The organism is Asaccharospora irregularis DSM 2635 (assembly GCF_900129815.1).
Lineage (GTDB): Bacteria > Bacillota > Clostridia > Peptostreptococcales > Peptostreptococcaceae > Asaccharospora > Asaccharospora irregularis.
Genome location: NZ_FQWX01000001.1, coordinates 148,688 through 162,002, shown reverse-complemented (window position 1 = coordinate 162,002; position 13,315 = coordinate 148,688). Strand labels below are relative to the sequence as shown.

Annotated in this window: 13 protein-coding genes; 12 read left to right on the top strand and 1 reads right to left on the bottom strand. The window is 30.1% G+C overall.

The features are described 5' to 3' along the window. Positions 1–175 precede the first annotated feature (175 nt). Complete coding sequence (locus BUB34_RS00730; protein WP_073123262.1) at positions 176–1,075, top strand: sulfite exporter TauE/SafE family protein; 900 nt, start codon at positions 176–178, stop codon at positions 1,073–1,075. A gap of 72 nt (positions 1,076–1,147) precedes the next feature. Beyond that, a complete protein-coding gene (locus BUB34_RS00725; protein WP_073123260.1) occupies positions 1,148–2,518 on the top strand; it encodes a DUF3298 and DUF4163 domain-containing protein in 1,371 nt (456 codons plus the stop codon). 136 nt (positions 2,519–2,654) lie between these two features. Here BUB34_RS00725 and sleC read toward each other — a convergent pair whose 3' ends face one another. Next, the gene (gene sleC, locus BUB34_RS00720) at positions 2,655–3,926 is read right to left on the bottom strand and encodes a spore cortex-lytic germination protein SleC (protein ID WP_073123259.1); all 1,272 of its coding nucleotides are present in this window, start codon (positions 3,924–3,926) and stop codon (positions 2,655–2,657) included. A 149-nt stretch (positions 3,927–4,075) separates the two neighbouring features. Between sleC and BUB34_RS00715 the strand changes: the two genes are divergently transcribed. The 10 genes from BUB34_RS00715 (at position 4,076) to BUB34_RS00670 (ending at position 13,306) form a co-directional block, all read left to right on the top strand. Further along, positions 4,076–4,804 carry a PrsW family intramembrane metalloprotease gene (locus BUB34_RS00715; RefSeq protein WP_073123257.1) on the top strand — a complete coding sequence of 243 codons (729 nt, stop codon included), beginning with the start codon at positions 4,076–4,078 and terminating at the stop codon, positions 4,802–4,804. A 39-nt stretch (positions 4,805–4,843) separates the two neighbouring features. Further along, a complete protein-coding gene (locus tag BUB34_RS00710; protein WP_084120054.1) occupies positions 4,844–6,142 on the top strand; it encodes an RsmF rRNA methyltransferase first C-terminal domain-containing protein in 1,299 nt (432 codons plus the stop codon). A gap of 59 nt (positions 6,143–6,201) precedes the next feature. Then, positions 6,202–6,999: a hypothetical protein gene (locus BUB34_RS00705; RefSeq protein ID WP_073123253.1), complete on the top strand. Its 798-nt coding sequence runs from the start codon at positions 6,202–6,204 to the stop codon at positions 6,997–6,999. Between the two features lie 34 nt (positions 7,000–7,033). Beyond that, positions 7,034–7,576 (top strand): signal peptidase I, encoded by a 543-nt coding sequence (gene lepB, locus BUB34_RS00700; RefSeq protein WP_200787821.1) that lies wholly within the window; start codon positions 7,034–7,036, stop codon positions 7,574–7,576. A gap of 8 nt (positions 7,577–7,584) precedes the next feature. Continuing rightward, the gene (locus tag BUB34_RS00695) at positions 7,585–8,346 is read left to right on the top strand and encodes a sugar phosphate isomerase/epimerase family protein (protein ID WP_073123249.1); all 762 of its coding nucleotides are present in this window, start codon (positions 7,585–7,587) and stop codon (positions 8,344–8,346) included. Positions 8,347–8,384: 38 nt separating this feature from the next. Next, positions 8,385–10,052, top strand: coding sequence for a nucleoside kinase (locus BUB34_RS00690; RefSeq protein WP_073123247.1), 1,668 nt, complete (start codon positions 8,385–8,387; stop codon positions 10,050–10,052). Positions 10,053–10,208: 156 nt separating this feature from the next. Next, positions 10,209–11,126 carry a glutaminase A gene (gene glsA, locus BUB34_RS00685; RefSeq protein WP_073123245.1) on the top strand — a complete coding sequence of 306 codons (918 nt, stop codon included), beginning with the start codon at positions 10,209–10,211 and terminating at the stop codon, positions 11,124–11,126. 81 nt (positions 11,127–11,207) lie between these two features. Further along, positions 11,208–11,792, top strand: coding sequence for an ArsR/SmtB family transcription factor (locus tag BUB34_RS00680; protein WP_073123243.1), 585 nt, complete (start codon positions 11,208–11,210; stop codon positions 11,790–11,792). 201 nt (positions 11,793–11,993) lie between these two features. Continuing rightward, positions 11,994–12,419, top strand: a complete 426-nt coding sequence (locus tag BUB34_RS00675; protein ID WP_073123241.1) for a DUF3783 domain-containing protein — start codon at positions 11,994–11,996, stop codon at positions 12,417–12,419. A 50-nt stretch (positions 12,420–12,469) separates the two neighbouring features. Further along, positions 12,470–13,306: a deoxyribonuclease IV gene (locus BUB34_RS00670; RefSeq protein WP_073123239.1), complete on the top strand. Its 837-nt coding sequence runs from the start codon at positions 12,470–12,472 to the stop codon at positions 13,304–13,306. The last annotated feature ends 9 nt before the right edge of the window (positions 13,307–13,315 follow it).

Below are 13,315 nucleotides of genomic sequence, written 5' to 3'. Positions count from 1 at the left end.
TATATGTATTTACTTATTCCCTTTTACAATATATACTTTTGAGATGTAGTGTATTATTTAGCATATATAAATTATCATTCAAAAGTACTAGAGAGGTGATGAAAGACATTATATTTAATCTAAGCTAGTTTAAGGACATTATTTAAAATCACAAGAAAATTGCGGGGGAAGAAAGATGGTAACAATATTAAGAGGATTACTTATAGCATTTGGAGCTCTTTTTGGAGGAGCGTATGTAAAGGACTATGCAAAGTCTAGAAAACAAAACAAATTAGGAGAAGAAAACATTTTCAAGGCGATTGGAATTGGACTTGGAACCGATTTTTTTGATACCTTAGGTATAGGAGCGTTTGCACCAACTATAGCCTGCTTAAAGGTTTTCAAACAAAATGTAGATGATAGATTAATTCCAGGAACATTAAATGTGGCTCACACGATTCCTGTTATTATAGAAGCATTAATATTTACTACTGTTATAAAGGTTGACCCTGTTACACTACTTAGTCTATTGGGAGCAGCGGTATTGGGTTCTTATATAGGAGCAGGTATAATATCAAAAATGGACGAAAGAAAAATTCAGTTGGTTATGGGAATAGCATTAGCTATAACAGCTGTACTGATGCTTTTATCACATCCATCAATAAACTTAATGCCTGGTGGAGGAGAAGAAACAGGTCTAACAGGTATAAAGCTAATTGCAGGTATAATTGGAAACTTTATATTAGGAGCATTAATGACAGCAGGTATAGGCTTATATGCACCTTGTATGGCCATGGTTTATTTCTTAGGAATGTCATCTAAGGTTGCCTTTCCTATAATGATGGGATCTTGCGCATTATTAATGCCAGTTGCAAGTATTAAGTTTATAAAAGAGGAAGCTTATTCTAGAAAAACTGCCATGGGTATAACAATAGGTGGGTCAATAGGTGTTTTTATAGCAGCATTTTTAGTTGGTAATATGCCTATGAACTTATTAAAATATTTAGTTATATTGGTTATTGCTTATACTTCTATTCAGATGTTAAAATCAGCTTTAAAATCAAAAGAGGAAGTAAATGAAAAACTTTCTGCATAAATAAATAAAAGATTCCTAAACATAATAAGAAGATTAAATAATAAGCTTGTTTGTTTAGGAGGAATATATAAAATGAAAAAAAGATTATTTTCAAATATACTAATGCTGGGGATTTTATTGGGATCGCTGGCATTAGTGGTTACAAAGACTGATATTTTAAAAGTGCGAAGCTCATTACAAACAAACATATCTGGAGGTTTAAGGGTTATAAAGATAACTGAGGAGAAGTATAATATAAATGATAAAAACATATCTATAAATATAAAAATGCCTCAGATTCACTATTACAATAAAGAAATAGAGAGATATATGAATTCATATATAAGAAAGAATATAAATCAATTTATAAACAATCAAAGACAGATTAAAGATACTTTAGAGAAAAAGGACAAGTCAGTTATAGATATAAATTACTATGTTGCATTTGAGGATAGCAACTTACTGAACATAGTTATAACTAGAGATACAAAATCCAGTAAAAACAATACTAAGTTTGAAAAAGATAGTTACATTTTTGACCTCAAGACAGGACAAAGAATATTTTTAGATAATTTTTTAAAAAATAATGAAGACTATAAAGAGGTAATTAAGAATCATATAATTAAAACCAAAAAAGATAATAAAGAAGGACTAGATATGTCCAGAATTAACATAGATAAATACACAAATTATTCGATAATAGATGGAGGGATAAGTGTTTATTTTAATCCATACAAAGAAAGTGGGAAAAATATAGCATATGAATTTAAAATACCGCACTCTATATTTAAAAATAAAATAAGTGTGGCGGATACAGATTCTATAGAAGCGAATATAGACACACAAACAATAACAGAAAATAATGAGTATATAAACAGTGTGATAAATATACCTATAATAACCACATCAAATAAGACCATTGAAAAATCAATAAATGATAAGATTAGAAATGATATTATGAGCTTTTATAACAATGCCCAGGAAGAGGCTAAAAAATATTTAGGAGATAATAAAGAAAATAAAAATAAATTCGTAGTAAACATAAACTTTGATGTTGAGAAAAATAGCAATAATATGTTGAGTATAAAGGTTAGATATTATCAATATAGTGGTGGAGCTCATGGAATGTATGAGGATATATCTTACAACATAGACATGAGAGATGGAAAGTTTCTAAATTTAGATGATTTTTTTAAGGATGGTTCAGATTATAAAATAGTCATAGATAAAGAGATAAGAAAACAGATAGAAGAATTAGTTAAGGAAAACAAAGAAAATGAAGGTATATATCAATTTTCTGGAGTAAAGAAAGGTCAAAAGTATTATGTACGAGATGATAGCCTTGTTATCTATTTTGATTTGTATGATATAGCACCGTATGCAGCAGGTATACCCGAGTTTCCAATAAAAGTGGACGTTATAGATCATATACTAAAGGAAAAGTATTTAGATATATTTAAATAAATAGAAAAATTATTAAATAAATAGAAAACTCATTTTAAAATTTTAGTATATACAAAAAGAGTCAACTTCAAGAAAATGTGATGGTTGACTCTTTTGTATATATTAAACTAATTTATATGTTAGTATTGTATAGGGTTTATATAACAGGGTTTAAAGAAGCAATTTTTGTAGTTGCCACATACACCCTAGATATCTCATACCAAGTTTTAAAATCAACTATGCCACTTTGAGGTAATCCAAATATTTGCTGGAATGTTTTTACAGCTGCAGAAGTATTCTCACCATATATACCATCTTCTTTAACTTTAGGTATAGCAGGGTATGAATTTGATATAGCATTAAGTTGATTTTGTATAGTCTTAACATATTTATTATATAAACTAGCCTGTAGTGGATACCCAGGGTATGAAACAGGTACACCGCTTACAATAGGTGCTTTTTCAAAAACGATTTCATTTCCATAGAAGTGTCTTAGTATAGCTTTGAAATCATATCCTTCATCTCCTAAATCTTTGCTACCCCACTGAGTCATTTGACCAGGACACTGTGATTTTATGCCATCGCAGTACTGTGCTAGAAGTGGCTGTCTAGCTGTAGGAGGTCTTTTTATATACGTATTAAAAATATCATCTACCGCTACAGATATAGTGTTGAATATATTTCTATTATATATAAATTTATGATCATAAGCAGTTGATGAAGTTATTGTAAAATTGTACCCTTTATTTCTGTACCATTCAGTAAAAACTCTGTTTAGAGTAAATGAGATAATAGCTACTATATTTGAGTAAATAGTTTGTTGGGGCCAAGTTGAATATATTTCAGAAGAAGCTACATTTTTAATATAATCCTTAAAAGGAATCCAGTAGTTTTTTGCAGAAGTATCTTCTGGAAGACCGTCATGTACAACTATAAACTCAGGTACCACAGCATTATCAAGAACTACAAATCCTGTAGGAGGAGGCAGTGGTTTCAAACTGCTTTCGGGTATCTTTGGAGGATATGTTCCGTATAATGTATTTTCCTCAATTCTAAAAACAACCTCATTTTGTCTAGAGTATGACATTCTGCTTCTCGTCTTGGGTGGTAGGGGCATATTTTGTCTAGCTTCTATAGTTGGGAAAAGCTGAGTACCTTCTACAACGACCGTCTCATATCCGTCTATAATAGCCTCTACAATATACTGACTATACGGTCTGACATCAGAAGGCTCCTGAGAATATGATATATCCGGAGCTGGAAGTTTTAAATCTACGACTTGACCGGACTCATTACTCTTTAAATTTTGATATAAAGCAGAAGAACTTTCTCCATTCTCCGGAACAGAATACACGTTTACAGTGGCATCTTTTATAGGTCTGTTGGTAGCAGAGTCAATTACGCTAACCGTTAAAAAACCATCTTGCATAAAATCACCCTTTCTATAAATAACTTTAAAATGCTAGTATATTCTATTGTATGAATATAACTATTCTATTGTATGAATATAACTATTATTTTGTTAAGAAAAATGGAAATAATATATATTGAAAATATAAAAGAGAGGAATTTTATTTTATGGCGATAGATTTATTAGTATTAGCGTTAGCTCCAGTGGTGGCATTTGTATTTTGGATATATCTAAAAGATAAATATGAAAAGGAACCGATAGTAATACTGGTTAAGTACTTTGTTTTAGGTGCAATTTTAAGTGTATTTGCAATAATTATAGAAAGATTTTTAGTTAAAATAAATATTTTAGATGGATGGTACAACTATATATATATAGCATTTATAGTTGCTGGTCTTACAGAGGAAGGTTTGAAGGCTTTGATTTTGATACCTATACTATTCAAAGAAAAACACTTCAATGAAAAGTTAGATGGAGTTATATACTCTATATTTTTATCTCTTGGATTTGCAAGTATAGAAAATTTAATATATATAATGTCTGAGAGTAGAGACTTTGTATTTGAATTAGGTCTAAGTAGGGCGATAATATCTATACCTGGTCATATAATGTTTGCAATTACTATGGGATATTATATATCAAAATACAAGTTTTCAGATGATAAAATAAAAAAAAGAGAGTACTTTATAATGTCAATAATATTACCTATTTTACTTCATGGCATTTTCGATTTTATATTGATAATAGAATATAGATGGGCTATTATATTATTTGTAATTTATATAGTATTTTTATGGAAAAATAACTTAGATAAGTTAGAGTACTATACAAATATTTCAAAAGTAAGATTTTTTAAGAGAAAAAGGTTTAAACTTAGAAAAACTAAAAAAATGTAGACATTAAAAAGAGACATAAGACAGAAGGGAAGATGGAATTTGATCGACTTACCAGAAAAATTTTTAGACGATATGAAAGAATTACTTAGAGAAGAGTATGACGATTTTATAGAAAGTTATAAAAGCCCAAAAACAACTGGACTAAGACTTAACACTTTAAAAATAGGAAAAAAAGAAATGTTAGATTTGAATTTATTTGAATTATCTCCTATAGAGTGGACAGAAGATGGTTTTTATTATCATGAAAGTAATTCCAAACCTGGTAAAAATCCATTGCATGAGGCAGGAGCTTATTATATACAAGAGCCCTCAGCTATGAGTGTTGTACCCAAATTAGATATAGAGGAGGGCGACATTGTACTTGATATGTGTGCCGCTCCTGGAGGAAAGTCCACATACATATTATCAAGATTGAACAATACAGGACTCCTTGTATCAAATGAAATAAATTCTACAAGAGTACGAGCTTTGGGAGAGAATTTAGAGAGATTTGGGGCAAAAAATTGTATAATAACTAACACAGATTCAGAAAGACTAAATAAGGTATTTCGAGGTTATTTTGATAAGGTTTTAATAGATGCACCTTGTTCTGGACAAGGGATGTTTAGAAAGGACGAGGTTGCAATTAAAGATTGGAGTTATACAAAGGTTATAGAATGTCAAAGTATTCAAAGACAGCTTATAAGAGATGGATATGATATGCTAAAAAAGGGAGGAACCTTAGTGTACTCTACATGTACTTTTTCTAGAGAAGAAAATGAAATGGTAATAGAGGAGTTTATAAAAGAGTATCCAAATGCTAAACTAATAGATATAAAGAGACTATGGCCTCACAAAATAAAAGGAGAAGGCCACTTTGTAGCTAAAATACATAAATTAGATGAAGAAAAAAGTAAAGTTAATACTATTAATATTAGGAAAATGGGAAAAGAGTTGAAATATTATAGAGAATTTGAAAGTAAGTTCTTAAATATAAAACTAGAAGATAGATTTAATTTAAGGGGAGAAAACTTATATTTAATTCCTAATAATGCACCTGACACTAATGGATTGAAAGTGTTAAGATGTGGTCTTCATGTAGGTATATTAAAAAAGAATAGATTTGAGCCATCTCATGCTTTGTCTCATTATATAAAGAAATGTGATGCAAAATATACAGAAGATTTTAGTGTAGATAGTCAGGAGGTATATCAGTACCTTAGAGGAAACACTATAAACACTAATCAAAGTAGAGGATGGGTACTTGTAACTGTAGAAGGAATACCACTAGGCTGGGGCAAAGAATCAAATGGCGTTTTAAAAAATCATTACCCAAAAGGTCGTAGAATAACTTATTAAGTAATAAAATTCATGATACTGTATAATACTAAAACATGAAATGTTTTAGGAGGTGTATTGTGGGAAATTTAAATAAGCAACAAGAGTATATAATTTTTAAATTTTTGCAGAAATACGATTATTGTACAGTTTTGGATATATTAGAGGATGCAGATATATTGGAAGGTGATTTATACTTCCTTATAAAGTCTTGTAAATACGCTATCAATTTCGATTTTAAAAGAGCTGAGGAATTTATAAACCAAACAAGCAGGGATTTGTTATCTACAAATGAAATAAAAAAATTAACTCAAAATCTAGTGCATTTAAATTCAGGGGAACCAGAGGATATACTATCTGAATTAATAGAAAATATCAAAATACAGATTGTAAACGAAGAGTATATAGATTTCTTAGGGAGGCTATATAGGTTAAAGGAAGCTTTGTTTAAGTATATTTTTGTCAGTACGAAAGAGTCTAAAAAATACAGGGTGTGTATGTATGGTCACATGGTGTCAAAGAAAAACATATTATATGTATTGAAAAAGAAGTATAATATATATAATGGAAATTTAATACATGGTGTTACCCACTATATTAATAAATACTTAAATAAGACAAAGAGAATGGAAAAGGTAATAGAAATTTTAAATGGTGAAAGACTAGAAAATTTAATTAGACTTAGAAATGAATGTCCAGTAGGGCATGGTTTTAGAGGTGTAAGCAAAGAAGATATTGAAGAAATATATGGAGATCCTATGGAGGTAGTTCAGGATTTAATAAAGGTCTGTGAATTGTTAGACCTAGGAATTTCTAAAAATAAATATGACAATATCAATGAAATAGCTACTCAGCTTATAGGAAACTACACAGTTTAATTATACTTATTAGGTAAGGCTTGTTGTAAAGGAGATGGTATTCGTGAGTGAAAAAATAAAAAATGAGATACTGGAGTGGATAAAGGTAATTGCAATAGCACTTGTAGCAGCTTTTGTAATTACTAGATTTGTAAGACCTACGTTGGTAAGAGGGGAATCGATGTTTCCTACTTTAGACGAAAATGATTATTTAGTAATAAATAGAACAGCATACAAAATTGGAGAGCCAGAACATGGAGATATAATAGTATTTGGTACAAATTTAGAACAAGATGACGGTAAGAAAAAAGACTTAGTAAAGAGAGTTATAGCAGTAGAGGGAGATCATATAAAAATACAGGACTCTAAAGTTTATGTAAATGATAAATTAATAGAGGAGCCTTATATACATGATAATTACACAGATGGAAATATTGATATAACTGTACCAGAAGGAAAGGTATTTGCTATGGGGGATAATAGAGAAGATAGCTTGGATAGCAGATATGATCAAGTTGGGTTGATAGATGAAAAAGATATAATGGGAGAAGTTGTAGTTAGATTATTTCCATTTTCAAAAATAGGAGTAGTTAAGTAGGTATCCTTATGAAAATTGGGGTATCAGCACTTTTATTTAATATAGATGATGTCTTAGAAGTATGTAAAAAATCAAGGACTATAATCCATATAGAAATAGGAATAGACAATATAGAGGACTGCGAAGAATTATACAAATACAAAGATATAATTTCTAAGCTTGGACTATCTGTTGGAATTCATTTACCCATGGAACTAAATACTTGTGATAATATAAAGTATATAAGACATAACTGGGTTCAATTTATAGTTGAGGTACACAGCAAACTTTTAGGATTTGATATTAAGTATTTCAACATTCATCTAGGTTATGCTATAACAGATAGGTTGACAATGAACAGATACAAATACCTAAAAAATAGTATCGATTTTTTAAATCAGATTTATTTAGATGGAGATATAACTATTTCAATAGAGAATACATATTCTAAAGGTGGGGATATCTCTAATGTTGGGAATAAAGTATCTGATTTTGAATACATATTTAAAAATATAGATAACTCCAAGGTGTGTTTTTGTTATGATACAGGTCATTATTTAATAAGTAAAGACGACTATATTTCTAAGTTAAAAAAAAGAATAAATATAGTTCACCTTAGTGATAATAATGGATTTGAGGATAGTCATCTTGGAGTAGGTATGGGGATTCTGCCAGAAAGTCATATATATGATGTATTAAACCTTGGACCAGAATACCTAGTATTAGAAGTTGGTTATGAATATATTGAGGATTCTATAAACAAATTAAATTTTATCAAGGAAGAGGTTTAGTCACCTCTTTTTCCTATATAAGGGGAAAGGAAAATGCTATGAAAAAGTTAAATTTAAATGTTAATGGAAAGCAAAAGCAATATGAACTAAAAGATAACTCTACAGGTATAAAATTAGAAGAGATTTCTAAAGATATTTATAACGATTATAAGGGATTTATAACTCTTGCAATTGTAGATAGAAAAATTAGAGAGTTAAATTATGAGGTTGAAGAAGAGTGTGATATAAAGTTTTTAGATACCAATAACCCAGATGGTCTTAGGGTATATTTTAGGGGAATATCACTTATATTTATAATGGCATGTAAAGAGTTGTTTAACGAGTGTGATGTAGTTATAGAACACTCTTTATCAGGAGGGTTGTACTGCGAAGTTCATGGAGAGAGAACTTTAAATGAAGAAGATATAGATAATATTAAGAAAAGAATGGTTGAAATAGTTGAAAATGACTATACTATAGAAAAGATAGAGACTACAAGACAAAAAGCCATAGAATTATTTGAGCAAGAGGGAAGATATGAAAAGGCAGAATTATTAAAGTATAAAGAGTATGATGATACTAAGGTTTATAAATGTAATGATTATATAGACCATTTTTATGGGTATATGGTCCCATCAACTGGCTATATAAAAACATTTGACTTAAAATTGTATAACAAAGGTGTTGTAGTTTTAGGACCGAGTAAGGAAGACAAGAATGTTCCTAGAAAGTTTATGCCAGATGAGAAGTTGGCCAATATATACTATGAGGCTGAGCAGTGGTCAAAACTTATGGGTGTAGACAAGGTTTTATCTCTTAACAAAATAATAGAAAACAAAAAATATGGAGACATGATCAGAACAGTTGAGGCCCTTCAGGAAAAGAAGATATCTCAAATAGCTGATATGATAAATGAAAGAAAAAGTAAGCTTATATTAATAGCAGCACCTTCTTCATCTGGTAAGACTAGTTTTGCTCATAAACTATGCATACATTTAAGGGTTAATCACCTAAACCCTATATCAATATCTTTGGATGATTATTTTGTAGATAGAGAACACACTCCCAAAGATGAGTTTGGTAAGTATGACTTTGAATCTATATATGCTATTGATTTGGATAAATTCAATAAGGACCTTACAAGTTTGTTTAACGGTGATGAGATAGATATTATAAAGTTTAACTTTAAAACAGGAAAAAGAGAGTATACAGGTGAAAAGCTTAAAATCGAAAAGAATCAACCTGTTATATTAGAAGGTATACACGGATTGAACCCTATTTTGACATCATCAATACCTGATAAAGATAAGTTTAAAATATATATAAGTGCACTAACTCAAATAAATTTAGATAATCATAATAGAATTCCAACCACAGACTTAAGATTAATAAGGAGAATGGTTAGAGACAGCAATTTTAGAGGGTATGATGCAGAGAAGACAATAATGCAGTGGCCTTCAGTAAGAAGGGGAGAAGATAAAAATATATTCCCATACCAAGGTCAGGCTGATGTTATATTTAATTCAGCTTGTGTATATGAAATTGCAGTTTTAAAGAAATATGCCACGTCATTGTTGGAGGATATAGGTATAGATAGTCCTGCTTATATAGAGGCTAATAGATTGTTAAAGTTTCTTCAGTATTTTGTTGAATTAGAGGATACATCCGATATACCAAATACATCTATAATAAGAGAGTTTATAGGTGGAAGCAAGATAGTAGAATAACTTAAATGAATCTATTGTTAAAAACCTGATGTTGCATAATATCAGGTTTTTCTGTATTATATTCTTAATTGAAAAAAGAATAACAATTGAATTTTAGGAGGTGATGGACTGTTGCAGTAAGAAAGTGCATTTATAAATTATTGGCAACAGAGTACTATGAACAATATGTTAAATGAAATCGTGGAAATAAATAGAAGACATACAAGTAATGGAAATGTAGCTAGCTATATACCGGATTTAGGCAAGGCCTGTAAAGAAGATTTAGGAATTTGCATAATAGATAAAGATAATAAGATATATACAGCCGGAGAATACGATACTAAATTTACTATACAAAGTGTATCAAAACCAATAGTTTTAGCTATGGCTCTTATGGATAATGACTGGTCACACGTTTTTTCGAAGGTTGGTATGGAACCAAGCGGAGACCCATTTAATTCTATAATGAAATTAGAGATGAATGATACAAAAAAACCATGCAATCCCATGATAAATGCTGGGGCTATAGTTACTACCTCTCTTATAAAGGGCGATAGTGTTGAAGAAAAAGAGGAAAGAATGTTGAATTTTTTTAGAAAGATTGCCAAGAATGATAAGCTTTCAATAAATTATGATGTCTATAATTCGGAAAAAAGGACGGGAGATAGAAATAGGGCGATGGCATATCTGCTTAAAAATGACGGATTTATAGAAGGAGATGTAGAAGAAGTATTAGATCTTTATTTTAAACAATGTTCTATAGAGATAGATACGGTTGATTTAGCTAGGATAGGGACAAACCTTGCTACTTATGGTGTAGATATAGAGACTGGAGAGAGAGTACTGAGCGAAAGTGTTTCTAGGATGGTAAAAACATTTATGGTAACTTGTGGTATGTACGATGCATCTGGAGAATTTGCTATAAGGGTTGGAATTCCTGCAAAGTCCGGAGTTGGAGGAGGCATTTTAGCATCTGTTCCGAATCGTATGGGTATAGGGGTATATGGACCCTCACTAGATAAAAAAGGAAATAGTATAGCAGGTCTTAGGGTATTAGAAGACCTATCTAGGATGCTTAAATTAAATATTTTTTAAAATACCGAATTTTTTGACAATAGTATATTCTTTAATATATAATAGTATTGAAGTGAAATAATCTTTTTAGGGGTGGGGGTAATGAGAGAGGTATTAGTATTAAGAGATTTGGAGTGTATAAAGGCTATAGTACATCCCCGTAGAATTGATATTCTAAAAACATTTGGTGATTTACCGTTGTCGGCAAAGCAGTTATCGCAGTTATTAGATGAACCTCATGCTAAAGTAAACTATCACATAAAAACTTTATACAGGGTAGGTATTTTGGAACTTGTTGAGGAAAAAATTAAATCGGGTATTGTGGAAAAATATTATTACCCAAGTGCAAAAAATATAATTATAAGCAAAAAAATATTGGATTTTTCTGTGGAGGGTGAGTCTGAGGAGGAAAGGTTAAATATATCTAAGTTCGAAAACATAAGTGAATTATTTTATAAGGCGGCAGAACAGGAAAATATAACTAATCAAAACATAGTAGAGTACCGTGATGTTTGCATTACAAGTGAGGAATTATTAGAGTTGAATCGTGTATTAAAATCTAAGTTAGATGAAATTATAAATAAAAGAAATTTTGATATAGAAGATAGCGACATGGATAACGATAGACATAAAGTAGTGTTGCTTAGTATTCCTACAGAAAAAAAGAGTGAGTCTTTGGCAGAATAATAATTTAGCTATAAATAATAATAAGTATCGACATTTGTTGATACTTATTTTAATTGAGAAAATAAATTATAAACAACTTTACATAGACATAGATGAATTTTTTACCTGTTATTATGTATAATATTGATAGTGGAGTAAGTTTAGGGTTATTATAATCGTTATTGGGTATATAAATATAAAAAGAAAAAGGAGTTTATAGAGATGTCATTTGAAAATATGAAGGAAACTAAATTTAAAAATACACACGACAGAAGTTGTGCTATAATTGTAAATTTCAATAAAAAAGAACAACTGCTTGTAAAAAATATATGTAATCTTTTTGGGTTAAAGGACCTAATAGTATTAGACTATAAAAATAGTAACAATGTAGTGAGAGATATATTAGATGGAAATAAAGAGGATATAAGTGAAGATGGTTTAAGAAACAAGGCTATTTTATTTAATAACCTACACCATACTATGATAAATTCCCTACTACAAAACCTTAAAAAAGTAAAAATAAAGAATGTACTATCGGCAGTAGTTACAGAAACATCAGTGGATTGGACTATTGATAACATATTAAAGAATCTAATAGAGGAAAGACAGGCTATAAAAAATGGAGAAACAATAGATCATAAAAAGTAAAATTTGTTATCAAAAGTACAACATAAATAAGGAAGAATAAGGAGATAAATATGCTTGTAATAGGACCACATATATCAATAGCAAAAGGATTTAAAAAGGCGGCTGAAACTGCTGTAGAAATAGGAGCAAATACTTTTCAATTTTTTAGTAGAAACCCAAGAGGTGGAAATGCTAAAGTATATGATGAAAAGGACATAGTAGGCTTTGAAAAAATCAGAAGGGAAAGCAACTTTGGTCCCCTTTTAGCCCATGCACCATATACTATGAACTTGGGAGGAAACAAAGATGAGGTATATGAGTTTGCAAGAAGGGTAATAAAAGAGGATATAGAGAGAATGGACAATCTAGGTATAGAGTATCTGTGTTTTCACCCAGGTAGCCATGTTGGTGGTGGAGTTGACTTTGGTATAGATAGAATAATAGACGGATTAAATGAAGGAATAACTGGAAATGAAAATATAACAGTTCTTTTGGAAACTATGTCAGGTAAGGGAACTGAAATAGGAAGAGGTTTTGAAGAATTAAAAAGGATAATAGATAATGTGCAGTATAAGGATAGAGTAGGGGTATGTCTAGATACCTGCCATATATTTTCAGCTGGGTATGATATAGTTAACAATTTAGATGCTGTATTAGAGGAATTTGACAAAACTATCGGGATAGATAAACTAAAGACGATACACCTAAATGATAGTATGATGCCTTTTGGAAGCAATAAAGATAGACACGCTGCAATAGGCGAAGGAGAAATAGGGTTAGAAGCTATTCTTAATTTTATGACTAATCCTGCTATAAAGGATTTACCGTTTTTCTTGGAAACGCCTTTTGACGATCAAGGCCATAAAGAAGAAATAAAAATGATAAAAAAAGCACTTAACGGCAGATAGGATGTATAA

Coding starts and splice junctions, on each gene's coding strand:
- BUB34_RS00730 (WP_073123262.1), top strand. CDS start 176: ATGGTAACAATATTAAGAGGATTACTTATAGCATTTGGAGCTCTTTTT.
- BUB34_RS00725 (WP_073123260.1), top strand. CDS start 1,148: ATGAAAAAAAGATTATTTTCAAATATACTAATGCTGGGGATTTTATTG.
- sleC (WP_073123259.1), bottom strand. CDS start 3,926: ATGCAAGATGGTTTTTTAACGGTTAGCGTAATTGACTCTGCTACCAAC.
- BUB34_RS00715 (WP_073123257.1), top strand. CDS start 4,076: ATGGCGATAGATTTATTAGTATTAGCGTTAGCTCCAGTGGTGGCATTT.
- lepB (WP_200787821.1), top strand. CDS start 7,034: ATGGTATTCGTGAGTGAAAAAATAAAAAATGAGATACTGGAGTGGATA.
- BUB34_RS00695 (WP_073123249.1), top strand. CDS start 7,585: ATGAAAATTGGGGTATCAGCACTTTTATTTAATATAGATGATGTCTTA.
- BUB34_RS00690 (WP_073123247.1), top strand. CDS start 8,385: ATGAAAAAGTTAAATTTAAATGTTAATGGAAAGCAAAAGCAATATGAA.
- glsA (WP_073123245.1), top strand. CDS start 10,209: ATGAACAATATGTTAAATGAAATCGTGGAAATAAATAGAAGACATACA.
- BUB34_RS00680 (WP_073123243.1), top strand. CDS start 11,208: ATGAGAGAGGTATTAGTATTAAGAGATTTGGAGTGTATAAAGGCTATA.
- BUB34_RS00675 (WP_073123241.1), top strand. CDS start 11,994: ATGTCATTTGAAAATATGAAGGAAACTAAATTTAAAAATACACACGAC.
- BUB34_RS00670 (WP_073123239.1), top strand. CDS start 12,470: ATGCTTGTAATAGGACCACATATATCAATAGCAAAAGGATTTAAAAAG.